General features: G+C 45.5%; 22 protein-coding genes. 7 read left to right on the top strand and 15 right to left on the bottom strand.

The window, feature by feature from the left end:
- The first annotated feature begins 21 nt into the window (after positions 1–21).
- Both nudC and hemE read left to right on the top strand, forming a co-directional pair.
- On the top strand, positions 22–816 hold the full coding sequence (gene nudC, locus K08M4_RS00845) for an NAD(+) diphosphatase (RefSeq protein ID WP_086048569.1): 795 nt from the start codon (positions 22–24) through the stop codon (positions 814–816).
- A 315-nt stretch (positions 817–1,131) separates the two neighbouring features.
- A complete protein-coding gene (hemE, locus tag K08M4_RS00850; protein WP_004729761.1) occupies positions 1,132–2,199 on the top strand; it encodes a uroporphyrinogen decarboxylase in 1,068 nt (355 codons plus the stop codon).
- Positions 2,200–2,307: 108 nt separating this feature from the next.
- Here the strand turns inward: hemE and K08M4_RS00855 are convergent, their stop codons facing one another.
- Positions 2,308–2,901 (bottom strand): uracil-DNA glycosylase family protein, encoded by a 594-nt coding sequence (locus tag K08M4_RS00855; protein WP_086048570.1) that lies wholly within the window; start codon positions 2,899–2,901, stop codon positions 2,308–2,310.
- Positions 2,901–3,827, bottom strand: a complete 927-nt coding sequence (locus tag K08M4_RS00860; protein ID WP_086048571.1) for a D-2-hydroxyacid dehydrogenase — start codon at positions 3,825–3,827, stop codon at positions 2,901–2,903. The genes K08M4_RS00855 and K08M4_RS00860 overlap by 1 nt, the downstream gene beginning before the upstream one ends.
- Before the next feature lie 71 nt (positions 3,828–3,898).
- Here K08M4_RS00860 and K08M4_RS00865 point away from each other — a divergent pair, with 71 nt between their 5' ends.
- Positions 3,899–4,486: a YjaG family protein gene (locus tag K08M4_RS00865; RefSeq protein ID WP_017055908.1), complete on the top strand. Its 588-nt coding sequence runs from the start codon at positions 3,899–3,901 to the stop codon at positions 4,484–4,486.
- 83 nt (positions 4,487–4,569) lie between these two features.
- On the opposite strand, the gene K08M4_RS00870 is transcribed toward K08M4_RS00865, so the two are convergent.
- Complete coding sequence (locus K08M4_RS00870; protein WP_086048572.1) at positions 4,570–5,721, bottom strand: CNNM domain-containing protein; 1,152 nt, start codon at positions 5,719–5,721, stop codon at positions 4,570–4,572.
- 270 nt (positions 5,722–5,991) lie between these two features.
- On the opposite strand from K08M4_RS00870, the gene hupA reads away from it, so the two are divergent.
- A complete protein-coding gene (gene hupA / locus K08M4_RS00875; RefSeq protein ID WP_086048573.1) occupies positions 5,992–6,264 on the top strand; it encodes a nucleoid-associated protein HU-alpha in 273 nt (90 codons plus the stop codon).
- A 47-nt stretch (positions 6,265–6,311) separates the two neighbouring features.
- Positions 6,312–7,013, top strand: a complete 702-nt coding sequence (locus K08M4_RS00880) for a DUF1481 domain-containing protein (protein WP_086048574.1) — start codon at positions 6,312–6,314, stop codon at positions 7,011–7,013.
- A 169-nt stretch (positions 7,014–7,182) separates the two neighbouring features.
- Here the strand turns inward: K08M4_RS00880 and purD are convergent, their stop codons facing one another.
- A complete protein-coding gene (purD, locus tag K08M4_RS00885) occupies positions 7,183–8,472 on the bottom strand; it encodes a phosphoribosylamine--glycine ligase (protein WP_086048575.1) in 1,290 nt (429 codons plus the stop codon).
- A 231-nt stretch (positions 8,473–8,703) separates the two neighbouring features.
- Positions 8,704–10,314: a bifunctional phosphoribosylaminoimidazolecarboxamide formyltransferase/IMP cyclohydrolase gene (gene purH, locus K08M4_RS00890; RefSeq protein WP_086048576.1), complete on the bottom strand. Its 1,611-nt coding sequence runs from the start codon at positions 10,312–10,314 to the stop codon at positions 8,704–8,706.
- A 324-nt stretch (positions 10,315–10,638) separates the two neighbouring features.
- On the opposite strand from purH, the gene zntR reads away from it, so the two are divergent.
- Entirely contained in the window at positions 10,639–11,079 is a 441-nt protein-coding gene (gene zntR / locus K08M4_RS00895) for a Zn(2+)-responsive transcriptional regulator (RefSeq protein WP_086048577.1), read from the top strand.
- 47 nt (positions 11,080–11,126) lie between these two features.
- Here the strand turns inward: zntR and K08M4_RS00900 are convergent, their stop codons facing one another.
- The 10 genes from K08M4_RS00900 to K08M4_RS00945 form a co-directional block, all read right to left on the bottom strand.
- Positions 11,127–12,086, bottom strand: coding sequence for a GGDEF domain-containing protein (locus K08M4_RS00900; RefSeq protein WP_086048578.1), 960 nt, complete (start codon positions 12,084–12,086; stop codon positions 11,127–11,129).
- A 173-nt stretch (positions 12,087–12,259) separates the two neighbouring features.
- Positions 12,260–12,556 carry a DNA-binding transcriptional regulator Fis gene (fis, locus tag K08M4_RS00905; RefSeq protein WP_004729744.1) on the bottom strand — a complete coding sequence of 99 codons (297 nt, stop codon included), beginning with the start codon at positions 12,554–12,556 and terminating at the stop codon, positions 12,260–12,262.
- A 23-nt stretch (positions 12,557–12,579) separates the two neighbouring features.
- Positions 12,580–13,548, bottom strand: a complete 969-nt coding sequence (gene dusB, locus K08M4_RS00910) for a tRNA dihydrouridine synthase DusB (protein ID WP_009844689.1) — start codon at positions 13,546–13,548, stop codon at positions 12,580–12,582.
- 140 nt (positions 13,549–13,688) lie between these two features.
- Complete coding sequence (gene prmA / locus K08M4_RS00915; protein ID WP_086048579.1) at positions 13,689–14,576, bottom strand: 50S ribosomal protein L11 methyltransferase; 888 nt, start codon at positions 14,574–14,576, stop codon at positions 13,689–13,691.
- A gap of 189 nt (positions 14,577–14,765) precedes the next feature.
- On the bottom strand, positions 14,766–16,109 hold the full coding sequence (gene accC / locus K08M4_RS00920) for an acetyl-CoA carboxylase biotin carboxylase subunit (RefSeq protein ID WP_017083824.1): 1,344 nt from the start codon (positions 16,107–16,109) through the stop codon (positions 14,766–14,768).
- 15 nt (positions 16,110–16,124) lie between these two features.
- Entirely contained in the window at positions 16,125–16,577 is a 453-nt protein-coding gene (gene accB / locus K08M4_RS00925; protein ID WP_004729736.1) for an acetyl-CoA carboxylase biotin carboxyl carrier protein, read from the bottom strand.
- A gap of 73 nt (positions 16,578–16,650) precedes the next feature.
- Positions 16,651–17,100: a type II 3-dehydroquinate dehydratase gene (gene aroQ, locus K08M4_RS00930; protein WP_009844692.1), complete on the bottom strand. Its 450-nt coding sequence runs from the start codon at positions 17,098–17,100 to the stop codon at positions 16,651–16,653.
- Positions 17,101–17,423: 323 nt separating this feature from the next.
- Complete coding sequence (gene acs, locus K08M4_RS00935; RefSeq protein WP_017108601.1) at positions 17,424–19,373, bottom strand: acetate--CoA ligase; 1,950 nt, start codon at positions 19,371–19,373, stop codon at positions 17,424–17,426.
- A 218-nt stretch (positions 19,374–19,591) separates the two neighbouring features.
- Positions 19,592–20,224, bottom strand: a complete 633-nt coding sequence (locus K08M4_RS00940; RefSeq protein ID WP_086048580.1) for a 3'-5' exonuclease — start codon at positions 20,222–20,224, stop codon at positions 19,592–19,594.
- Between the two features lie 11 nt (positions 20,225–20,235).
- Positions 20,236–22,065 (bottom strand): DUF294 nucleotidyltransferase-like domain-containing protein, encoded by a 1,830-nt coding sequence (locus K08M4_RS00945; protein WP_086048581.1) that lies wholly within the window; start codon positions 22,063–22,065, stop codon positions 20,236–20,238.
- A 193-nt stretch (positions 22,066–22,258) separates the two neighbouring features.
- Here K08M4_RS00945 and K08M4_RS00950 point away from each other — a divergent pair, with 193 nt between their 5' ends.
- Complete coding sequence (locus K08M4_RS00950) at positions 22,259–23,455, top strand: 3-phenylpropionate MFS transporter (RefSeq protein WP_086048582.1); 1,197 nt, start codon at positions 22,259–22,261, stop codon at positions 23,453–23,455.
- Positions 23,456–23,491: the final 36 nt, after the last annotated feature.

Genomic DNA, 23,491 nt, shown 5'->3' on the forward strand with positions numbered 1-23,491 from the left:
TGCAAGCAATGAGGCATAGGGATGTTAAAAAAAAGTGATAACAAAATGACAGATCAAGCTTATTGGTGCGTCGTTTCTGGTAGTGATATTTGGGTTAATAATGATCAGTTTCCTTTTGGCTCTGCTGAAGAGCTAGGACTGAGTGTTGAGCATGCAATCTGTATTGGTCAGCATCAAGGTCGTAAGGTGTATTGGCTCAACGATTGCGATGTGGAGATTGAACTGAGCATGGTCAGCTTAAGAGATTTGCTTCACTGGCCTGAATCGAGTTTTCTGATCGCAAGCAAAGCTATCCAGTATGGGCACATGACACAAAGTATGCGTTTTTGTCCTCAGTGCGGCGGTCGTAATCATCTCAATCATAATCAGGTGGCGATGCAATGTGGCGACTGCCGAACGCTTCATTATCCTCGTATCTTCCCGTGCATCATTGTTGCTGTACGAAACGACAACAAGATATTACTTGCGCAGCACCCAAGGCATAAAACGGGTATGTACACCGTAATAGCGGGCTTCCTCGAGGTCGGAGAAACCCTAGAGCGGTGTGTGGCGCGCGAAGTCAAAGAAGAAACGGGGATCGATGTGAGTAATATCCGTTACTTTGGTAGCCAGCCATGGGCGTTTCCATCGAGTATGATGATGGCCTTTCTTGCTGATTATGCTGGTGGAACACTCAAACCTGATTACAGTGAACTGTCGGATGCTCAATGGTTTGACGTAACAAGCCTGCCTGATGTAGCTCCAGTCGGAACGATTGCGAGACAATTGATTGAGAATACAGTCGATGAGGTGAGGAAAGACGGCGTCGCGGAGTAGGAACTAGAACATTAAATTACCTGTGATAGTATTTGGCCTATGGGTGGTCAAATGCTAAAAAAAAACCCTCCACAAGTGGAGGGGGTAAGTAAGATGTCGTTATGAGATGCTGAGTAGTGACTACTCAGTTGTTATAATTGTAATTTTCGCTAGCAAACAAATTTTTAACATGCTCCTGTAATTGGGTGCAAATTAAGCATGGATTTAAAAGTTAATAACTTGATCTAGGTTGCAAAGCACACAGCTTTTACCCTTCAATCAGTGTTAGAATACTTGCCATCAAAACTAGACAAGATTGAATTGGAATTTAACGGAATGACCGAATTAAAAAACGATCGCTATTTACGCGCACTTTTAAAACAGCCTGTTGATTACACACCGGTATGGATGATGCGCCAAGCTGGCCGCTATCTTCCAGAGTACAAAGCAACGCGCGCTGAAGCGGGCGATTTCATGTCTTTGTGCAAAAACGCTGAACTAGCATCAGAAGTAACACTTCAACCTTTACGTCGTTTCCCGCTTGATGCGGCAATCTTGTTCTCAGACATCCTAACTATCCCTGATGCAATGGGCTTAGGCTTGTATTTTGAAACAGGTGAAGGTCCTAAGTTTGAACGTCCTATCACGTGTAAAGCTGACGTAGAGAAGATTGGTTTACCAGATCCTGAAGGCGAGCTTCAATACGTAATGAATGCCGTTCGTCAGATCCGTAAAGATCTGAAAGGCGAAGTGCCACTGATTGGTTTCTCTGGTAGCCCTTGGACACTGGCAACTTATATGGTTGAAGGCAGCAGCTCGAAGGCGTTTACTAAGATCAAGAAGATGATGTACGCAGAGCCACAAACGCTGCATTTACTTCTAGATAAGCTGGCTGACACCGTTATTGAATACCTGAACGCGCAAATTAAAGCGGGTGCACAATCAGTAATGGTATTTGATACATGGGGTGGTGTACTGACTCCGCGTGACTACAACCTGTTCTCACTGCAATACATGCACAAAATCGTTGATGGCTTAATCCGTGAAAACGAAGGTCGCCGTGTACCGGTTACTCTGTTCACTAAGAACGGTGGCATGTGGCTAGAATCTATCGCAGCGACTGGCTGTGATGCAGTTGGCCTCGACTGGACAATCAATATTGCTGATGCAAAAGCACGTATTGGCGATAAAGTGGCTCTACAAGGCAACATGGATCCATCAGTACTTTACGCACAACCTGAGCGTATTCGTGAAGAAGTCGGCACTATCCTTGAAGGTTTTGGTGACGGCGGTACTGGCCACGTATTTAACCTTGGCCATGGTATTCACCTAGATGTGCCACCAGAAAATGCTGGTGTATTTGTGGACGCAGTTCACGACCTATCTAAGCCATACCATAAGTAATTCAGTCTGTGTTTTTAGAAAAAGCGCTGTCGAGAAATCGGCAGCGCTTTTTTATTATCTGTTTATCTGTACCCAATATCGGCTTAATCGTCGTTGATGTGCAGCTAATTAGGTATTTGGATCATGGTAGGCCAAATGCTCTGATACGTGCTTTCTGATATAGGGAATAACTTCACGCTCGAACCATGGGTTTTTGTTGAGCCAGATATTATTACGTGGTGAAGGGTGGGGAAGTGGCAAAAATTCTGGAGCCCAAGCCTGCCAGTTACGTACCGTTTCAGTGAGTGTGCTGGTGGCTTTATCTTTTAGATAATAGTTTTGCGCATACTGACCAATCAGCAAGGTCATTTGGATGTTGGGCAGTGATTGCAGTACTTTTTGGTGCCATAGCGCAGCGCACTCCTTTCGAGGCGGTAGATCGCCACTTTTTCCCTTTCCTGGATAGCAAAAGCCCATCGGGACAATCGCGACTTTTTGTTCGTCATAAAACGTATCGCTATCCATCTCTAGCCATTCTCTCAATCGCTCGCCACTGGCGTCGTTCCAAGGGATAGATGATTCATGAACCTTGATACCGGGTGCTTGGCCTATGATTAACAAGCGCGCGTTTGGGTGTGCCTGAATCACTGGGTTTGCACCGTGTGATAAATGAGGTTCACAAGCGGTGCATTGTCGTATCTCGGTGAGCAGTGATGAGAACATTAGTAGCCTTTATCAAAATCAATGGTGTTATTCAGTGTAAAACCATCTCGCCATTGTTGGTAATTATTGGCGAAGATCTCCACGACCTGTCTTGGCTCACTGAGAGCCGCAATGTGTGGTGTGATGGTCACTTGCGGCAACGTCCAAAACGGATGTTCTTGTGTGAGAGGTTCGCATTCAAAGACATCTAAGAAAGCGTGTTCAACCCATTTATTCTTAATTGCAAGCAGTAACGCTTTATTGTCTATGCTTTCCCCGCGACCCACATTAAACAGCAATACGTTAGAGCAGTAGCTTAAGGTGGTTTGATTGAGTAGTTGGTAGGTCTCATCCGTTGATGGCAGGGTGTTCACTACAATATCCGCTTGCTTTAGGGCAGCTTCTAATTCATTAATGTGGAAAGAGTCTTTGAAGGTTTCTTGCTTTGATGGGATACCTGTCCGGTTGACACCTATAGTGTGAATACCAAAAGCAGCAGCGGTTTTCGCTAAATGGCTGCCAATTGACCCTGTTCCCAAAATCACCATGGTTTTGTCGGTTAGGCTGGTATAAAGCTGCGGCTGCCAGTTTCGCTGTTGTTGTTGCTGGTGGTAATGAGTGAAGTGCCTAAAGTGGCTGATTGTGTAACCCAATACGTATTCGGCAATAGCAGGACCGAAGATGCCTTTGACGTTGGTCAATGTGTAGTCCTGACGCAAATTCGGTTGGGTTAATTTGTTGATTCCTGCATAGGTACTTTGCATCCAGTCTAGATTTTTAAACTCATTAAGTCGCTCCGTTATTAAAGGAGGAGCTGCTAGTACGATCTCAGCTAATTCGGGGTTTTGAGTGATTTCGAGGTCAGGTAACCCTTGGTTTATAATCAGTTGCGTATAGGTATCGTCATGCTCGGTAAGAATATAGAGCTTATTCGTGAAATTGTTCATCGGCTTACCTTTTCCCCCCAGGGTTTATCAAGTACACTTTCGCTGTCTTTTTCTGCAATTATTGAGTGACTATGCTTCAGAATCCACTGCAGGTTCGTCTTGAAAAGTTAGAACCTTGGCAACAAATTACTTTTATGGCGTGTCTATGTGAGCGTATGTATCCTAACTATGCCATGTTTTGTGAGAATACAGAATTTGCGGAAGCTCGAATCTACCGTGATGTTTTGGATAGCATTTGGGAAATCCTAACCGTTAAAACGGCAAAGGTGAACTTTGAGCGTCAACTTGAGAAAGTAGAAGAGCTATTCCCTAGCGCAGATGATTTTGATTTCTATGGTGTTTACCCTGCAATGGACGCATGCCAAGGCTTAGCAACATTAATCCATGGTCTACTTGATCGTGAGCATATGTTGGAAGCGGTAATTAAAGTGAGTCAACAATCGGTGAAGACGGTTGCTGAGCTTGAGTTTGCTCAAGGCGCTGAAGAAGTGACGAACGAAAACCAGAAAGAAAACGAAGCGGTATGTGAAGAGTGGGACGTTCAGTGGGCTATTTTCCGACCTCTACGTGAAACGACTGAGCGTGACCTAGAGTTGATCAAAGATCTACGCCACGAGCTGCGTGAAGACCCAGTGAGCAACATTGGCGTTGCGTTATAACAGATGTTGAGTTGTAGCGAATAGAATAAAAAAACAAAGGCTCCTAGGGAGCCTTTGTTGTATCTGACGGTATCAAATTGAGATTAAGCGTCTTTCTTGTCTTCTTTTTGAACCTTGCTTTCATCCGCTGACTTTGAGTCTGAGGTGTCGTTGTCTGCTAGAGTCTTTTCCTCTAGATCGTCCTCTTCATCGCGGTTTTCGATAACACCGTGTGTCTCTTTCCACGTTTCCCAGCGTTGGAACGCTAGCTCTTGCATGTCTGTGGTTTTATCTGCTTCGTCGACGATCTCTTCACCAACTAAGTGCTCAAATATGTCTTCAAGGGTGATGATGCCCTGAATTGTGCCGTACTCGTCCACAACCAAAGAAAGTTGCAGGCGGTTTGCCATCATTTGGTCAAAGGCCTTAGCCAAACCCATGTTGTTTAGTAATACGTGGATAGGGCGCATCACTTCACCCAGAGCCTTCTCACCACAACCCGCTTGCTGCAATCTAAACAGCTCCAGACGGTGAACAAAACCAATGATATTGTCAGTTTGTTCGCTGTAGACCAATGGACGTGAGAACGGCGTATCTTTGTGTTGTTCTAGGAATACATTGACGCTCATTTCGGCATCGACGCGGAATACAACAGGGCGCGGTGTCATCACTTGCGTCACGGGTACATCTTGAATACCTAGTAGGTTGCTCAGGATTTTTGATTCGCCTTCTGCAAACTCACCGCTCTCTTTTGCCAAAATAGCCATCGCAGATAGCTCATCACGCATTTTTGGTGCTTGGTGTCCGCGAGCTAGACGCTTGGTAATTTGCTCTGAGAACCAAACAAATGGTGTTAGGAAGAAGACCATCCAACGAAGCACATTTGATGATGCTGGAGCAAGTTGACGCCAGTATGTCGCGCCAATGGTTTTTGGAACAATCTCAGACAAAACCAAAATACCCAAAGTCAGTACGGCAGAGAATACACCTAACCATTGGCTACCAAAAACGACAGCCGCTTGTGCACCTGCCGTCGCAGCACCGATGGTGTGCGCGATGGTGTTGAGCGTTAAAATTGACGCGAGCGGGCGGTCAATGTCTGTTTTCAGTTTGTCTAATGACTCTGCTGCAGGGTGCCCATTTTGTTTTAGTTGAGCAATGTAGCTCGGACTAATACTCAAAAGTACAGCTTCCAAAACAGAACAAATGAAAGAAACTCCAATAGCAATGGAGACGTAAATAGTTAGCAGCAGCATGTTTGCCCTTAAATTAATTTGTACGCTTTAGCAGCGATTTAGCGTGGATTATAGAGAATAAGTAGTGGCTAGGTCATCATTAATTTTGCTCTCAGCCCCTTTTAAACAAGGGCTTGCCACTGAAATTCAGTAACAATTTGTGAGTGATTACTCATATTATGGCTAAAACTACGGCATTAGAGCTAAAGATCGACGACAAACCTTTGCCAGATGGGGCATTTATGTTTTAGAGTGAATCGAATTCAAAAATACAAAGAAGGGAAACCTAAAATGAACAAGACTCAATTAATCGACTTTATTGCTGAAAAAGCGGACCTTTCTAAAGCACAAGCTAAAGCTGCTCTAGAAGCGACTCTTGACGGTGTTACAGATGCTCTTAAAGATGGCGATCAAGTTCAGCTAATTGGTTTTGGTACTTTTAAAGTAAACCACCGTGCAGCTCGCACTGGTCGTAACCCAAAAACTGGTGACGAGATCCAAATCGCTGCTGCAAATGTTCCAGCATTTGTTGCAGGTAAAGCGCTGAAAGATTCAGTGAAATAATCTAAACTGTACCGAGGTAGTCGTATTCCACCTCGGTACAGGTTTTTATGAAAAAAGCATTTCTTCTCGTTTCACTATTATCTACATTTCTCATTGGCTGTTCATCAACCAGCCCTCGCAAAAACCTAGAGCAATTTGAAACTCACACCGGCGGCCAAGTCATGGGCGACGCGACAAGTTTCTACTGGGTTACAAACAAGCTAACACAGCCTCATACTTCAGCTGACTACGTCACTGTAGGCGATTACGGCTGGTACCAAACGGACTATGCTTGGTCGGAAGGTATACTTCGTGAATTTATTCGTGAAGGTGAGCAACGTAATTCTTCTAATGAGCTGGTTCCGTATAGTGTCCATGTGCGTTTTAATAAGTCAGGCGAAGCTGTATATCAGCAGTATCGTATTGATAGTAAAATTTTGCCTATCCAAGTTAAGCAACTTGAAAGCTACCAGAAAGAAGCCAAGTCGGTTTTAGAAACTACGATGAAGCAGCATGACGAAGGGCTCAGACTGGTTCAGGGTTACTGGAATGGTCGTTCTTTTGAAACATGTGCTGCTGGTGGTGAGTTTGATCGCTTTGAATTTAATCAGACCTTGCCAAGCTTCGTGATCGATCGATTGGCGTCTGTGGAAAGCTATGCGGCGTTTCTTGGCAGTGATTCACTAGGTAAGATGAGCGTAGAAGAGTTACTGATGCTGGCTGAAGACAGCCATGATTGTGTCGTTAGGCCGTCATTGTTGAAAGAATAGCGATCAACTAAAGGATTGAGGGTATTTGGCTTGCTGTAGGCCAAGTGCTGATTTGTCTGTACAGGTACAGATTCCTAGAGAGATTGAGTGATAAAAAGGCGCCTATCGAGGCGCCTTTTCTGTTGTTATTTGCTTGCGGTCATTCGAACATAAGCGAGTCGTAGACTGATTACTGTTCTTGCTCGCGCGCAATCGCACGGTAACCGATGTCATTGCGGTGGAACATACCATTCCAGCTAACTTGCTTCGTCAACGCGTAAGCGCGCTCCTGAGCTTCAGAAACCGTATTGCCCAGTGCCGTTGCACAAAGTACACGGCCACCGTTTGTCACAACGTCGCCAGCTTCGTTATTTGTCGTACCCGCGTGGAAAACCTTTTGGCCTTCAATTTCGCTGGTTGGCAGTGAAATAACGTCACCTTTTGCGTAGTCAGCAGGGTAACCGCCAGCCGCAAGAACAACACCGATAGAAGCGCGTGGATCCCACTTTGATTCAGCTTCGTCTAGCTTCTCATCGATAGCCATTAGGCAAAGTTCAACAAGGTCTGATTCCATACGCATCATGATAGGCTGCGTTTCAGGGTCGCCAAAGCGGCAGTTGTATTCGATAACTTTAGGTGTGCCGTCAGCATCGATCATTAGACCTGCGTAAAGGAAACCTGTGTAAGGTGCGCCTTCTGCATCCATACCACGTACCGTTGGGTAGATAACTTCTTCAAGGATACGGTTATGGATTTCAGGCGTTACCACTGGAGCTGGAGAGTAAGCACCCATGCCGCCAGTATTAGGGCCAGTGTCTTTGTCGCCAACACGTTTGTGATCTTGGCTAGTAGCCATAGGAAGCACGCTAGAGCCGTCAACCATTACGATGAAGCTTGCTTCTTCGCCTTCAAGGAACTCTTCGATAACCACACGGCTGCCTGCTTCACCAAAGGCGTTGCCTGCTAGCATGTCTTTGATTGCGTCTTCTGCTTCTTCAAGGGTCATCGCAACGATAACGCCTTTACCCGCCGCAAGGCCGTCAGCTTTTACTACGATTGGAGCACCTTGCTCGCGTACGTAAGCGATAGCTGGCTCAATCTCAGTGAAGTTTGAGTAGTAACCTGTTGGGATATCATGACGAGCTAGGAAGTCTTTAGTGAATGCTTTAGAGCCTTCAAGCTGTGCTGCCGCTTGAGTTGGGCCGAAGATTGGTAGGCCAACTTCGCGGAATGCATCAACCACACCAATAACCAATGGTGCTTCAGGGCCAACGATAGTCAGCTCGATTTTTTTATCTTGAGCAAACGCGACTAAACCTGCGATGTCTTCAACGCCGATGTTTACGTTCTCAAGTTTAGGCTCAAGCGCAGTACCTGCGTTACCTGGAGCAATGAATACTGTTTCAACGTTTGGGTTTTGTGCCGCTTTCCAACCAAGTGCATGCTCACGACCGCCGGCACCGATAATCAATACATTCATGTTTTATCCTTACATCAAAAATCGTCATTCTCGAAGTTGAGGAACGAAACTATCGGGAATCTTCTTAGTTCGTTGAATAGAGAGATTCCGTATTACGCTCGTGCCTCACTATACGGAATGACGATATCGAAAATATTAAGCTTTTAAGTCATGTTGATAGTTGAACCAACATGAGTAATGAATTCTTAAACCAATAAAAAAGGCTCTAGGAAAACCTAGAGCCTGTTCTGATTAGTGGCGGAAGTGACGCATGCCAGTAAAGATCATCGCCATGCCGTGTTCGTCTGCTGCTGCGATAACTTCGTCATCACGCATAGAGCCGCCCGGTTGGATAACACACTTGATGCCCGCTTCTGCTGCCGCGTCGATACCGTCACGGAATGGGAAGAACGCGTCAGATGCCATCACACAACCTTCAACTTGTAGACCTTCGTCTGCCGCTTTGATACCTGCGATTTTCGCAGAGTAAACGCGGCTCATTTGGCCTGCGCCTACACCGATAGTCATGTCGCCTTTCGAGTAAACGATCGCGTTAGATTTAACGTATTTCGCTACTTTCCAGCAGAATAGCGCATCTTTTAGCTCTTCAGTTGTAGGTTGGCGCTTAGAAACCACTTTTAGGTCGTCTTCAGAAACCATGCCTTGGTCGCGGTCTTGAACTAGCAAACCACCGTTAACGCGTTTCACGTCAAAACCAGTTGTCTTAGTTGTCCACTTACCACACTCAAGTAGGCGAAGGTTTTTCTTAGCCGCTACGATTGCTACTGCTTCATCAGAAACTGATGGTGCAATGATAACTTCAACGAATTGACGTTCAGTGATAGCCGTTGCTGTTGCAGCGTCTAGTTCGCGGTTGAAAGCGATGATGCCGCCAAATGCAGACGTTGGGTCTGTTTTGAATGCACGGTCGTAAGCTTCTAGGATGTCTTCACCTAGTGCTACACCACATGGGTTAGCGTGCTTAACAATCACACATGCTGGCTGGTCGAACTCTTTCACACACTCAAGTGCTGCGTCAGTGTCAGCGATGTTGTTGTAAGAAAGTGCTTTACCTTGAATTTGGCGAGCAGTCGATACTGATGCTTCTTCAGGGTTTGCTTCAACGTAGAAAGCGGCTGCTTGGTGGCTGTTCTCACCGTAGCGCATGTCTTGTTTCTTCTCGAACTGTTGGTTGAACGTGCGAGGGAATTTAGACTCTTCATCAGCCTTCTTTCCTTCTTCATCAAGTAGAGAGGCACCGTAAGATGGAACCATAGTGCCGAAGTAGTTAGCGATCATGCCGTCGTAAGAAGCGGTGTGCTCGAATGCTGCGATAGCTAGATCGAAGCGAGTCTCTAGCGTTAGAGATTTCTCGTTCGCGTCCATTTCAGCCACAACGCGCTCGTAGTCGTGTGCGTTAACAACGATAGTCACGTCTTTGTGGTTTTTCGCTGCAGAGCGAACCATTGTAGGACCGCCGATGTCGATGTTCTCAACAGCGTCAGCAAGGGTACAACCTTCTTTAGCAACGGTTTCTGCGAATGGGTATAGGTTTACAACAACCATATCGATAGGGTTGATACCGTGAGTTTCCATCACGTCATCATCTTGGCCACGACGGCCTAGAACACCACCATGAACTTTTGGGTGCAGAGTCTTAACACGGCCATCCATCATTTCTGGGAAACCAGTGTAGTCAGATACTTCCGTAACAGAGATGCCTTTTTCAGCAAGCAGGCGAGCAGTGCCACCAGTAGATAAGATATCTACACCACGGTTAGCAAGAGCTTGTGCAAATTCAACGATACCAGTTTTGTCTGATACGCTGATTAGAGCGCGGCGAATTGGACGAGCGTTATTCATGCTTCCATTTCCTCAAATTCATGGGGTTAAAATAAAGATATTTGCCAAAAAAGAACTTGTTTCTATCTTCTTAGCGTGGATTATCTTAGATACCAGTAAGAGATAAAATATTGGCCAGTTTTGGTAAAGACCTTTTGGGTTAGTCTTATGATTAAGCTATAAGATAACCAACTCCAAATTTGATGGCGCAGATTCTAACTAATTTATTACAAAAAAGCTCGCGCAATCGTTTGGCATCTAAAAATTAATTATGAAAAGTGCCATTTCAGCCTGAAAAGTAACGATAAGGTTAATTGTGGAATGGACGGAACAGTAGGAAAAAACATGTTTCAGATCGGTGAATTAGCGAAAAGATGCGGTGTGACAGCCGATACCTTGCGGTTTTATGAAAAAAGTAACCTGATTGCTCCTGCCAGTCGCAGTGACTCAGGATATCGCTTATATGATGAAAACAATCAGAAACAGGTGACCTTTATTCTTAAATCTAAAGCGTTAGGGCTGAGTTTAGATGAAATTAAGGAATTGCTCGAGATTCGCTTGGAAGCAACGCAGCACAGTTGCTCGGAAGTGAAGGCCATCACAACGGCAAAGCTGACACTTATTGATGAAAAAATCAGTGAACTTGGCAGAATACGCATGGCATTAAAGAAGATTAATGATGCTTGCTGCGGTCATGTAGATGACGATGCGAGCCATTGTTCTATCTTAGGTGCTTTGGCGAGCGAAGATAAACAAAGCTCATGCTGTGCAGTTGATAGTAAATAGCTGAAAAGGTCCCCGTTAGGGAGAGAGGTTTACTACGGTTAATAACCCTAGGAAGCTTGCAGTATTTTGGCTCTTAGTTGAGCGTCAATTTTTAAAGTGGGTAGGTTATTGTGGTAAAGCGTGACTTGGTTGCGGCCAGTCTGCTTTGAAGAGTACATGGCTCTATCAGCTTGAGCCAATAGTTCTTTTATGGTTTTAAGGTGTGGTGTGTATTCAGCAACACCGATGCTGACTGTTGGGTAGATGATGTGGCCGTCTACGGTGCATGGCGTTGATTCAATCGTTTTACGAATCGTCTCCGCAACGTAATAAGCTTCAATGGCACTGGTGTGTGTGAGAATGACACCGAATTCTTCGCCACCCAAGCGACCTAGATAATCATCGCAGTCTATTGACTGTTGGCACAAACTCGCGACTTGAACGATTACCTCATCACCAGAAAGGTGGCCAACTTGATCATTGATCTCTTTGAAGTGGTCTATGTCTATCATCAAACACGTTAAGCTTTGCTTAGGCGATTGACTGAACTCTTTTTCCAACCCAAGTAAAAAGGCACGTCTATTTAAAATCCCAGTTAGCTCATCGATTTCAGCGAGTTCTATAAGCTCAGCTTCACGTTGCTGTGCTCTAGTAATGTCTCGCTCTTGCCACAGCACGTATTGCTTTTCTGGCGAGAGATACAATGGCTTTAATGTCGATTCAAAATATCGATCGTCTGATTCTGCAGATTCTTCCCCTTGAGCGAAAAGTTGTTCAATAGAAAGCTGAAGTTGCTGACAGGGCGCAAGAGAGTATCGAATGTATTGAATTTCGCGATTGGAATAAGCTTGCTTTGCCGCCTCTAACAGCTGCTTTTCAACCGCGGGAGGCAACAGTTCTGAAACTGTATGGTGATTTGGATTGTCAAAGTTTTCAACAATACGTCCGGATGTATCCAACAGAAGATGACGATCAGGCAGTTCACGGATCAGTGTGCTAAGCCATTCTTCCCTTTTCATATCAAGCATGTAGCTTCCAGACGATTAGATTAATGGGTCATTATATCGGTAGTGATTACGTTATCAATCGTTACATCTCATTAATTGATTGATAATTGTTCGCTTGTTGACATAAAACCCAAAAAAAAAGCCGAGTTCAATAAAGAGCTCGGCTTCTAATTCAATAAATTACGAAAGAACGATTAGTTCATGCCGTATTTTTTAAGTTTCTTGCGAAGAGTACCGCGGTTAATACCCATCATGGTTGCTGCGCGAGTTTGGTTACCGCGAGTGTACTGCATGATAGTGTCTAGTAGTGGCTGTTCAACTTCAGCTAATACTAATTCGTATAACTCGCTGACTTCTTGACCGTTTAATTGAGCAAGGTAATTTTTCAATGATGCTTTAACTGAGTCACGTAGTGGCTTCTGCGTGATTTGGTCTTGTGATGTAACTGTAGTTACTGTCAATGCTTCTGAAGTCAGATTTTGTTCGAACATATTCGGTCTAGCTCTTCTCGTAATTATGGTGCAACGTTATCAAAAAAACCTTCTAGCGCTTCAAGCTGCAGATCACCTGCTTCGAATGCGTTGAAGGTACGGCGAAACTCACTCGCTTGTTCATGCTCTTTTAGATACCAACCCACATGCTTACGAGCGATGCGAGGGCCTAAAAACTCTCCATAAAATTCATGTAGAGCGAGCACATGACCAAGCATGATATCTTTCACTTCCGAAATCGGGAGTGGGTCCATCGTGGTGCCGTTTTCCAAATAGTGTAGGATTTCGTTAAAAATCCAAGGACGTCCTTGGGCAGGTCGACCTATCATTAAAGCATCAGCGCCGGTGTACTCCAGCACAAACTTCGCTTTTTCCGGACTATCGATATCACCGTTAGCGATAACCGGAATAGATACTGCTTGTTTCGCTGCTTTAATGTGTTTGTATTCTGCCTCACCTTTGTACATACAAGCGCGAGTTCTCCCGTGAAGGGCAAGAGCTTGTATGCCGCAGTCTTCGGCTATTTTCGCGATTTGGACACAGTTTCTATTGTCTGTATCCCAGCCTGTGCGCGTTTTCAACGTTACTGGAACGTCGACAGCATTTACCACAGCCTTCAGAATATCTTCAATGAGTTCTGGATGCTGAAGTAGGGCTGAGCCCGCAAGCTTCTTATTCACTTTTTTGGCTGGGCAACCCATATTGATATCGATGATTTGCGCACCGTTAGCAACATTGAATTGAGCAGCCTCGGCCATAAGCTGTGGATCTGCACCAGCGATTTGTACTGAACGAATGCCCGATTCGCCTTCATGTACCATACGCTGCTGAGATTTTGACGTTTTCCAAACTTTCGGATTGGAGGACATCATTTCACTGACTGCCATCCCCGCACCGTAACGAAGACACAACTCACGGAATGGTCTATCCGTTACGCCAGCCATAGGAGCGACGATTAGATTGTTCTTAAGTTGATAATTTCCGATTTTCAAAAATGTCATCACAGTTCTGTACCAGCAAGGGCGCGCATTTTACGCATTTTTTCGCTGCGTGAAAAGACTAATATTTGAGCATTTACAATTTGTTTTTGTAATTTGTTTAAATTTCAGTCAATTAGCGCCCAAAGTCTTACCTAGCCTTGCTTGCGACCAGAGATTCGACACCATTCTTGTTGTTCAATGATCGGATCAATGTGAAGCTCATCACGATAATAAGTCGCAACATCTTCCGCTTGTGTATCTAAAACACCCGACATTGCAAGTACACCATTTGGCTTCACTAGGCCTTTAATGATGCCAGAAAGGTCGCGTAATGGACCGGCAAGAATGTTGGCAACAACAACGTCAGCAAGCAAACCTTCTGGTTGATCTTGTGGCAAGAACACCTCTAGTTGCTCAGCAACGCCATTGCGTTGTGCGTTGTCTTTTGATGCAAGCAAAGCTTGAGGATCAATGTCGATCCCGATAACTTTTGCCGCGCCTAGTTTGATCGCAGCGATCGCTAGGATGCCGGAGCCACAACCGAAGTCGATCACGGTTTTGCCTGCAAGGTCTAAGCCTTCCAGCCACTCAAGACACAATGCTGTTGTTGGGTGAGTACCCGTACCAAATGCAAGACCAGGGTCTAGCATGACGTTTACAGCGTCAGGTTCAGGGATATCGCGCCAGCTAGGGCAAATCCATAAACGCTCACCAAACTTCATTGGGTGGAAGTTGTCCATCCATTCACGTTCCCAATCCTTGTCTTCAATTTGCTCTACTTTGTGAGCAAAGTCTGCAGGGAACATGTTGCTTGCTTTAATCTGTGCTAGAACGACACCAGTGTCAGTCTCAGCGTCGTAAAGCGCGAGAATGTCAGTATCACCCCAAAGGCGAGTTTCGCCCGGCAGAGGCTCAAATACAGGGGTATCTTGTGCATCCAGGAAAGTTATAGAAAGAGCACCAGTCTCTTCCATTAACATGTCGCCGATTTGTTCGGCATTTTCATTGGTCGCATTAAGCTTGATTTGAATCCAAGGCATGGCTGCATCTTCTATATGAGAAAAATTGGATGGGGAGTCTAGCAGAAAATATGAGCAAATTCACCAAAACACCGCGGATTATAAGAGGGATTAGCGATTGATTTTTTACGAGTGTTTAAAAACAAAAATGCCCACCGAAGTGAGCATTTATTACTGTTCTACAGAGAACGTATTACGGAAGACTAGCTTCTATTGCAAACCAAGCTTCTTCTCAAGGTAGTGGATGTTTGCACCACCGTGTTGGAAGTTTTCGTCGTTCATAATCGCTAATTGCAGCTCAGTATTGACGTTGATACCTTCAACAATCATTTCTGCTAGTGCGTTCTTCATACGTGCAATCGCTACGTCACGGTTCTCACCGTAAGTGATCAGCTTGCCGATCATTGAATCGTAATGCGGTGGCACTGTGTAGCCAGTGTAGATATGAGATTCCCAACGAACACCCATGCCGCCTGGTGCGTGGAAGCGCGTAATCTTACCTGGAGAAGGTAGGAAGCGAACCGGATCTTCGGCGTTGATACGACATTCGATTGAGTGGCCGCGCAGTTTAATATCATCCTGTGTGAATGATAGAGGCTGACCAGCAGCAATGCGAAGTTGCTCTTTCACTAGGTCGATACCCGTTACCATTTCAGTAATCGTGTGCTCAACCTGGATACGAGTGTTCATTTCGATGAAGTAGAACTCACCGTTCTCGTATAGGAATTCAAATGTACCTGCGCCGCGGTAACCAATCTCAAGACATGCACGAGTACAACGGTCACCGATGTATTTACGCATTTCCTCAGTGATACCTGGTGCTGGCGCTTCTTCCACAACTTTCTGGTGACGACGCTGCATTGAACAGTCACGCTCACCTAGGTGGATAGCATTGCCTTGGCCATCTGCAAGCACTTGTACTTCAATGTGACGAGGGTTTTCTAGGAATTTTTCCATGTAAACCATGTCGTTATTGAAACATGCTTTTGCTTCAGCACGCGTCATTGCGATAGCTTCTGTTAGTTCTTTTTCAGTACGAACAACACGCATACCACGACCGCCGCCGCCGCCAGATGCCTTGATGATTACAGGAAAGCCAATGCGCTTAGCGTGCGCTTTGTTTTTTACTTCATCATCATCAAGAGGGCCGTCAGAACCTGGTACACAAGGTACGCCAGCTTTTTTCATTGACGTGATAGCTGACACTTTGTCACCCATCATGCGAATGGTTTCAGCTTTAGGGCCAACGAAGATAAAACCACTGCGCTCTACCTGTTCTGCAAAATCTGCATTTTCAGATAGGAAGCCGTAGCCTGGGTGGATAGCAACTGCACCCGTTACTTCAGCTGCGCTGATGATACGAGGGATGTTCAGGTAGCTATCGATACCACGAGCTGGACCGATACAAATTGTTTCGTCAGCAAGTAGTACGTGCTTAAGATCGCGGTCAGCGGTTGAGTGAACAGCTACCGTTTTGATGCCAAGCTCTTTACATGCTCGCAGAATACGCAGTGCAATTTCACCACGGTTCGCGATTACTAATTTATCTAACATAATGAGTGCTCTCTATTATTCGATAATTACTAGAGCTTGGTCGAATTCTACTGGTTGACCGTCTTCAACTAGGATAGCCGTTACAACACCAGATTTGTCAGCTTCGATTTGGTTCATCATTTTCATTGCTTCTACGATACATAGTGTTTCGCCAGCAGTTACAGATTGACCAACTTTAACGAACGGTTTTGCATCTGGGCTTGGAGCGCCGTAGAAAGTACCAACCATTGGAGAAAGAACTTGGTGACCAGCAGGAACCGCAGGAGCTGCCGCTTCTGCAGCTACAGGTGCCGCCGCAGGTGCTGCTGCCGCTACAGGAGCTGGAGCTGCTGCATATTGAATAGGTGCTGCAGATACAGGGCTGTTACGACTGATTCGTACTGACTCTTCACCTTCAGAGATCTCTAGCTCAGAAATGCCAGACTCTTCAACCAATTCGATTAGCTTCTTGATTTTGCGAATATCCATTGTTTCTTTCTCTTTATCTGTTGATTGAACTTACTCTTTGACTGAGTAGGTTAGTAATAGTTCGTTGTTTTATTTACTTTGCGTTGAGCTTGTTGAGCGCCGCTGTCAAAGCAAATTGATAACCTTGTGCACCTAAGCCACAAATCACACCTTCTGCTTTATCAGACAGGTAAGAGTGGTGACGGAATGGTTCACGTGCGTGAACATTCGATAGGTGAACCTCAATAAATGGGATAGCAACACCAAGTAGTGCATCACGCAGCGCCACACTGGTATGTGTAAAGGCCGCTGGGTTGATAATAATGAAATCAACATTTTGATAAGCACTATGGATAGCTTCAATCAGCTCATACTCACGATTTGACTGTAAGTGAGATAGCTCAACATCGTGTGTTTTCGCTTGCTCGGTCAATGAGCTAATAATCTGGTCAAGTGTTTGAGAACCGTAGTGTGCAGGCTCTCTAAGGCCTAACAGATTAAGGTTTGGTCCATTTAAAACTAGAATGCGAAACTTTGTAGACATTGTGGGGCTATCTTCCTTTATCGTGTTTACGAACGTGAATGTTGCCATTTTATTGAAAATTTGGGGATAATTTCCAGTAAGAAAAACCCAAATTTAAAAATTAGAACCAGATTATAGCTAATTCAGCGCAAATCGCAGCAATTTACTGGTCTAATCTCCTATTGAGAGAGTGTGAGATTGTTACCAACTTAACAAAAAAGCGCCTTAGCCTTAATTTTGTAGAGGATATTTGAGATCAAGATCAGCCATAAAAAAACCGCCACATAGGTGACGGTTTAGAAAGAAGCTGTTTTAAATAGTAATTACGTAATGTGACGGGTTGCTTATGCCAGTTCCGCTTTCTCTGCTATTAGTTTATCAACCACACTTGGGTCGGCTAGTGTCGATGTATCGCCTAGGTTGCCAGTATCGCCAGTGGCAATCTTACGCAGTATACGACGCATGATTTTACCCGAACGTGTTTTTGGTAATGAGTCGGTCCAGTGCAGTACATCTGGCGTTGCGATTGGGCCTATCTCTTTGCGTACCCAGTCTTTCACTTCTTTATGAAGCTCTGCGGTCGGGAATTCACCATCATTCAACGTGATGTAAGCGTAAATTGCTTGGCCTTTAATATCATGAGGGATACCTACAATCGCAGCCTCTGCAATCTTATCGAATGCGACTAGAGCCGATTCAATCTCAGCGGTACCCATACGGTGACCTGATACGTTCAGAACGTCATCAACACGGCCAGTAATCCAGTAGTAACCGTCTTCATCGCGACGAGCGCCATCACTGGTGAAGTACATGCCTTTAAAGGTAGAAAAGTAAGTCTGTTCGAAGCGGTCATGATCGCCATGAACGGTACGCATCTGGCCTGGCCAAGAGTCAAGAATCACTAGGTTGCCATCTGTTGCGCCCTCAATGATGTTACCCATGTTATCAACCAGCGCCGGTTGAACACCGAAGAATGGACGCGTCGCTGACCCTGGTTTTAGGTCTGTTGCGCCTGGTAGCGGTGCAATCAAGATGCCGCCCGTTTCTGTTTGCCACCACGTATCGACAATTGGAGACTGCTCATTACCGATTGTTTTGTAGTACCACTCCCACGCTTCAGGGTTGATAGGTTCACCTACCGAGCCCATGACTCTTAGGCTGTCACGAGAAGTCCCTTCAACCGCTTCATTGCCTTTTGCCATTAGGGCGCGAATCGCGGTTGGAGCCGTATAAAGAATATTAACTTGATGTTTATCAACCACTTCACTCATGCGGCTTGTGTTCGGGTAATTCGGCACGCCTTCAAACAGGATGGTTTTCGCACCATTGGCAAGCGGTCCGTAAACAAGGTAAGTGTGACCGGTAATCCAACCCACATCCGCAGTACACCAGAAGGTTTCGCCTTCTTGGTAATCGAATACGTATTTGAAGGTCATGGCTGCATAAACAAGGTAACCACCTGTGGTGTGCATTACACCCTTAGGTTTGCCTGTTGAGCCTGACGTATAAAGGATGAAGAGTGGATCTTCCGCATTCATCTCTTCAGGTGGGCAATCCGCTGATACGTTTGCGATAGCATCGTGCCACCATACATCACGGTGTTCGTGCCAAGCAACATCGCCGCCAGTGCGTTTGAATACGACCACCTTCTCGATGTTCTTCACTTCAGGGTTAGTCAGTGCTTCATCGACGTTTTTCTTCAGTGGAACCGCACGGCCGCCACGCACACCTTCATCGGCAGTGATCACGACTTTAGAATTTGAATCGATAATACGACCAGACAGTGCTTCAGGTGAGAAACCACCGAATACCACTGTGTGAACCGCACCGATACGGGTACATGCCAGCATCGCAACTGCAGCTTCTGGAACCATTGGCATGTATAAACAAACCACATCGCCTTTGCGCACGCCTTGCTCTTTTAGAGCATTCGAAAACAGGCACACTTCTTTGTGCAGTTCATTAAAAGTTAGCGTTTTGTCATCCGCCGGGTCATCGCCTTCCCAGATGATAGCGACTTCATCACCGCGTTCAGCGAGGTGACGGTCGATACAGTTAGCCGATACGTTAAGCGTACCATCTTCAAACCAGCGAATATCAATGTGGCCAGGGTCGAAAGAAGTATTTTTTACTTGTGTGAAAGGCTTGATCCAATCAACGATTTTTCCGTGTTCACCCCAAAAGCCTTCAGGGTCAGAAACAGATTGCTGGTACATGGCTAGGTAAGTGTCATTATCCGCGTGTGTGGTTGATTTAATATTTTCTTTTACCGGATAAACGTGGGCTTCACTCATTGCATCTCTCCTTGTGCCTACATTCCTAATGAACTGGCAACTTCCTTTGTGTTCAGTTTCTAGGTCTATTACAGGACCATCTTTGTGTTATCACTCTCGGCTAGGACGGCGATTTCCACAATTAGACTTTAGGATGAGACGTTGCTTTTCACTTACAAAATAGCGAGTTAAGTTCATTTTTGAGATGTTGCTCTCTATGTGAAGCACCAGTAGTTGAATTAAGAGTAAGAAGAGTTGAAGCGGGGTAGGTCGCCATGTTTTAGGCGTACAAAGATCAGCGCCGCGGAGATAGCATCTTGTAATGCATCATGTTTATTGATGGGAATGGGTAAATCGAGCTGGCGACAGATGGCGTCCATACTGAGATCGAAGTAGGCATTGGGCAGCTGCCTTTCGAGTTTTTCTTGGTAGAGCTGGCTCACTTCGACTAATCGGTTAGGCAGTGGAAATCCAAGCTGTTTTAAACAGGCGCGGTCGAGGATTTTTTTATCATAGCGGATGTGATAGCCGACTAAAGGACGATTTCCGATGAAGTTCAGTAGCTCAATTAGGGCTTGTTTCTCTTCTATACCGTACTTTAGATCTTGGTGGCGAATGCGGTGGATTTTGATGGAATTGCAATCGAGCGATTGAGGTGCTCTGAGTCGAACTTCAAAAGGTTGGCTGGTGATGATTCGGTTACCGATGATCTTTGTCGCGGCAATAGTGACTAATTCAGCCTGATTAGGGTCGAGGCTGGTGGTTTCACAATCAAGAGATACGTATTCGTGATCAACAGGCGCTGCAAACAGAGGCTGATAAGGAGAGCCTTTGAGTTTGTGATGCCAGTAATAACGAACCAATCTATTCATCGCTCAGTCGTCTAATCCCTGATCTGATAATGGTAGCCAAGCCATTGCTTGAATTTCTTGACCACATGCAGGCTATGACGAAGCAGGTCTCGGTCTGCTCGCTCCATCAGTTTGACGTTGATTTTGTTGCTACTGTGCTGCTGAGAAAGCCTTTGGGCTAAGCGCCACTTAAAGAATTGCTTGAGAGCTTCGCTGAGGTTATCGGCGGTGCTCTGTTCAAGCACTTTCTTACTGACTAACTGCTCAATGCGTTCGAAGGTGTTGTTGACCGTGACACCATGCTCAAGACAAAGTGCTCTTACACCATGCACGATAGGGAAAATACCACCTTGTTTGATATCGAGCCCTGACTTGGATTGTTTAACATTACCAAACAGGGTGAGGGGTACCGAAAAGTTAAGAGCAGGGCGGCAGAATTCAGTCAGAATCAATTCTTGTCCTAGCATCAAATCACTTAGGTGTTGTTTGACCGGATTTAATAGTTCTCTGTTACCCGCAACGGCATGTGCATCCGCCATGATGGCAATATCTATCACGGTATCGGGCGTGGCTTTTTTTACCCAACGGGTGAGCGTTTGTTTCCACTCTTGTTGTGAATGAACCCATTTCGGGTTGTTAACCATCACGTTGCCTGGGCAGAGTGGGTAGCCCAATTGCTGCAATGTATGAGTTAGGTCGTTCATGGCGCTCTGGCATTGGTGCCACTCCAAGCCATCCTGAATTATCAGCGCATTATCTTGGTCGGTTTTAAGGATTTGCTCTCCGCGACCTTCAGACCCCAATACGATCAGGCAGCAGTGATTCTGTAATGCTGGTGGAATAACCAACTCAAAAGCCTTCTCTATGATCTGTTCATTTACGGCTGAAATTAGCTCCATGATGAAGCGCGTGCGAATGCCGTTACTGAGTAGGCTTTCGACCAGTTGACGTTGTTTGTTGGAGGCTAATGCCAGTTCTTCAATGCTGGTGGCTCGCGCAATACGCAAAGAAAGAACGTGAGAATGAGTAGAGAATGCACTCAAAATCTGCGTCATATCCACCATACCAACTGCATTTGGCCCGTCACAAACCATCAACCTTTTTACCCGGTTTCTGGTCATGGTAATCATGGCATTAAATAAGAAATCACCTTGGTTTACGTGCATTACCGGAAATGTTGCAATCTCGCCGACGGGCGCGTCCTGTGGGAAGTTCTCGAGCATTACAGCGTGCAATAAATTGGTTCGCGTGACGATCCCATACGGTAAGGAACCTGATCCAAAATCTTTTAGGCCTTGGTCGTCTAAATGCACCAGAGCCGAGTCTAAGCCTTGCTCTTTTAGGATTTGAGTGACTTGGTTGATGGGTTGCCCCGGCTCAAGAATCAGTGGTGGGTGATAGATCGACTCGTCCACTTTGGTCAATATAAACTCGGCAAGGTTCTGTTGCTGTTGAGCGGCCTCAATCAGAGCTTTCCGTGTCGACAGGTTACTATCAAAGTAGGCGGCAAATTGACCATTGGCGTGGTAAAGATCGAGAAAAACATCGGTAGGCAGTAGGTAGCTTAAGGTGTCTTCAAGTGCGATATATTGATGTTTGGTGTGAGGTTCAAACTGGCTGCGCACATCAAAAATATCGTCATTGGCGTAATGTGCGTAAATCTCACCATCACTGCTCGCGCGCTCTTCAACGGCTCCTTTGATCAGGATGTGCAGGTGTCTGCTCGGCCTATCGGCTTCCAGTATTACTTCTTGAGAGCGGTAATACACCACGTCTAATGAAGAGCGAAGCTTCAATTGCTCCGTATCGGACAGGCTATCGAAGGGTGGGTGCTGCATATTAAATTTATCAGGCATAAGCATCACAAGATGTGGGAGTCTTTAATCAGTCTGACAAAATACCAGCGAAGCTCCAGACGACTTTAGTCTAAATGCAGGCTAGATATCCTAGGCCAATTCAATATAGGAATGCTATCTCAGTAATAATTCCCTTTTTCATCGTATGCGAGATAGGCATAATTAGTGCCGCCTTTTCCGCACACTTTATAGGTTATTTATGTTTAGCCCTTCTCCTTACGGATGGATATCTCAGTATTTTCTTGGTTTCTTTTTTGCTTATGGCGTGTATTTGCCGTTTTGGGCGTTATGGTTTGAAGACCAAGGCGTTTCTGCGGGAGACATTGGTGTATTGATTGGTATTGGTTTTGCGACTCGCTGTGTTGCTAACCTTGTGATTACGCCGCGCATTCATAAAGTAGAGAATCTTTTGCCAGCTCTGCGCTGGTTGAGTTTCGCCTCATTGTTATTTGTTGGCTTCCACTTTTTCACTGGAGGCAGCTTTCTATTGATGCTGTTGGCAACAGTACTGTTTAACCTGTGCTGTGGGCCGGTTATCCCTCTTTCTGACGCAATGGCTAACCATTACAGTCGTCTTAAGATGCTTGATTATGGACGCACCCGTTTATGGGGATCGATTGCATTTATCGCGGGCTCTACCGTGGTGGGTTTTTTGGTTGCCAAGTTTGGCACAGACATGATTTTGTATACCGCGTTTGCTGGTGTGCTGATGTCATTATTATTGGCGATGAGAAATCCTAATGTGATGCCGGTGACAGACTCGGAGCAACAAGCGGTACGACCAAAATTAGGTGAGCTGCTACGTGAGTCTTCAGTGGTTAAATTTTTGGCCTTGATGGCGTTGCTGCAAGGTAGCCATGCGGCTTACTACAGTTTTAGTGCGATTTACTGGAAAGAAGCCGGTCACTCAGAAGCGATTATTGGTTATTTATGGAGCCTAGGTGTTGTTGCCGAGGTAGCTGTGTTTGCTCTCAGTAAGCGCTTATTTTCAGGCTGGTCAATGCGCACTCTGTTCGTGGTAGCCGCAATCGGTGTGATGGCTCGTTGGGGTATTACGGCATCAACAACGGCGATTTTCGCCTTAGTTATGGTGCAACTGCTGCATGGCGTGACGTTTGCTATGGCGCACATTGCAGCCATTCAATACATTCAATCAGAAGAACAGAATAAAATGGTCGCGCTGCAAGCTCTGTATAACGCGATCCCATTAGGTGCTGTTATCGCACTAATGACGACCTTAAGTGGTTGGGGCTATGAGCTTTGGGGGGCAAACATCTTCTGGGGTATGGCCGCGATGGGTGCTCTTGCTCTGTTCATTAAGTTGGACGAGAGAAGTTCAGTGGTTGAGATGAATCAATCAGGTTCGGAACAATTAGAATCTAACAGCAAATGCTGATAATTAGAGTCTGAAGCACAAAATTTAAGCGATTAG

This window comes from Vibrio syngnathi, from assembly GCF_002119525.1.
Lineage (GTDB): Bacteria > Pseudomonadota > Gammaproteobacteria > Enterobacterales > Vibrionaceae > Vibrio > Vibrio syngnathi.

What these genes read in the sequence shown, in the direction of transcription:
- nudC (WP_086048569.1), top strand. Translation starts at nt 22, where the DNA reads ATGTTAAAAAAAAGTGATAACAAAATGACAGATCAAGCTTATTGGTGC.
- hemE (WP_004729761.1), top strand. Translation starts at nt 1,132, where the DNA reads ATGACCGAATTAAAAAACGATCGCTATTTACGCGCACTTTTAAAACAG.
- K08M4_RS00855 (WP_086048570.1), bottom strand. Translation starts at nt 2,901, where the DNA reads ATGTTCTCATCACTGCTCACCGAGATACGACAATGCACCGCTTGTGAA.
- K08M4_RS00860 (WP_086048571.1), bottom strand. Translation starts at nt 3,827, where the DNA reads ATGAACAATTTCACGAATAAGCTCTATATTCTTACCGAGCATGACGAT.
- K08M4_RS00865 (WP_017055908.1), top strand. Translation starts at nt 3,899, where the DNA reads ATGCTTCAGAATCCACTGCAGGTTCGTCTTGAAAAGTTAGAACCTTGG.
- K08M4_RS00870 (WP_086048572.1), bottom strand. Translation starts at nt 5,721, where the DNA reads ATGCTGCTGCTAACTATTTACGTCTCCATTGCTATTGGAGTTTCTTTC.
- hupA (WP_086048573.1), top strand. Translation starts at nt 5,992, where the DNA reads ATGAACAAGACTCAATTAATCGACTTTATTGCTGAAAAAGCGGACCTT.
- K08M4_RS00880 (WP_086048574.1), top strand. Translation starts at nt 6,312, where the DNA reads ATGAAAAAAGCATTTCTTCTCGTTTCACTATTATCTACATTTCTCATT.
- purD (WP_086048575.1), bottom strand. Translation starts at nt 8,472, where the DNA reads ATGAATGTATTGATTATCGGTGCCGGCGGTCGTGAGCATGCACTTGGT.
- purH (WP_086048576.1), bottom strand. Translation starts at nt 10,314, where the DNA reads ATGAATAACGCTCGTCCAATTCGCCGCGCTCTAATCAGCGTATCAGAC.
- zntR (WP_086048577.1), top strand. Translation starts at nt 10,639, where the DNA reads ATGTTTCAGATCGGTGAATTAGCGAAAAGATGCGGTGTGACAGCCGAT.
- K08M4_RS00900 (WP_086048578.1), bottom strand. Translation starts at nt 12,086, where the DNA reads ATGCTTGATATGAAAAGGGAAGAATGGCTTAGCACACTGATCCGTGAA.
- fis (WP_004729744.1), bottom strand. Translation starts at nt 12,556, where the DNA reads ATGTTCGAACAAAATCTGACTTCAGAAGCATTGACAGTAACTACAGTT.
- prmA (WP_086048579.1), bottom strand. Translation starts at nt 14,576, where the DNA reads ATGCCTTGGATTCAAATCAAGCTTAATGCGACCAATGAAAATGCCGAA.
- accC (WP_017083824.1), bottom strand. Translation starts at nt 16,109, where the DNA reads ATGTTAGATAAATTAGTAATCGCGAACCGTGGTGAAATTGCACTGCGT.
- accB (WP_004729736.1), bottom strand. Translation starts at nt 16,577, where the DNA reads ATGGATATTCGCAAAATCAAGAAGCTAATCGAATTGGTTGAAGAGTCT.
- aroQ (WP_009844692.1), bottom strand. Translation starts at nt 17,100, where the DNA reads ATGTCTACAAAGTTTCGCATTCTAGTTTTAAATGGACCAAACCTTAAT.
- acs (WP_017108601.1), bottom strand. Translation starts at nt 19,373, where the DNA reads ATGAGTGAAGCCCACGTTTATCCGGTAAAAGAAAATATTAAATCAACC.
- K08M4_RS00940 (WP_086048580.1), bottom strand. Translation starts at nt 20,224, where the DNA reads ATGAATAGATTGGTTCGTTATTACTGGCATCACAAACTCAAAGGCTCT.
- K08M4_RS00945 (WP_086048581.1), bottom strand. Translation starts at nt 22,065, where the DNA reads ATGCTTATGCCTGATAAATTTAATATGCAGCACCCACCCTTCGATAGC.
- K08M4_RS00950 (WP_086048582.1), top strand. Translation starts at nt 22,259, where the DNA reads ATGTTTAGCCCTTCTCCTTACGGATGGATATCTCAGTATTTTCTTGGT.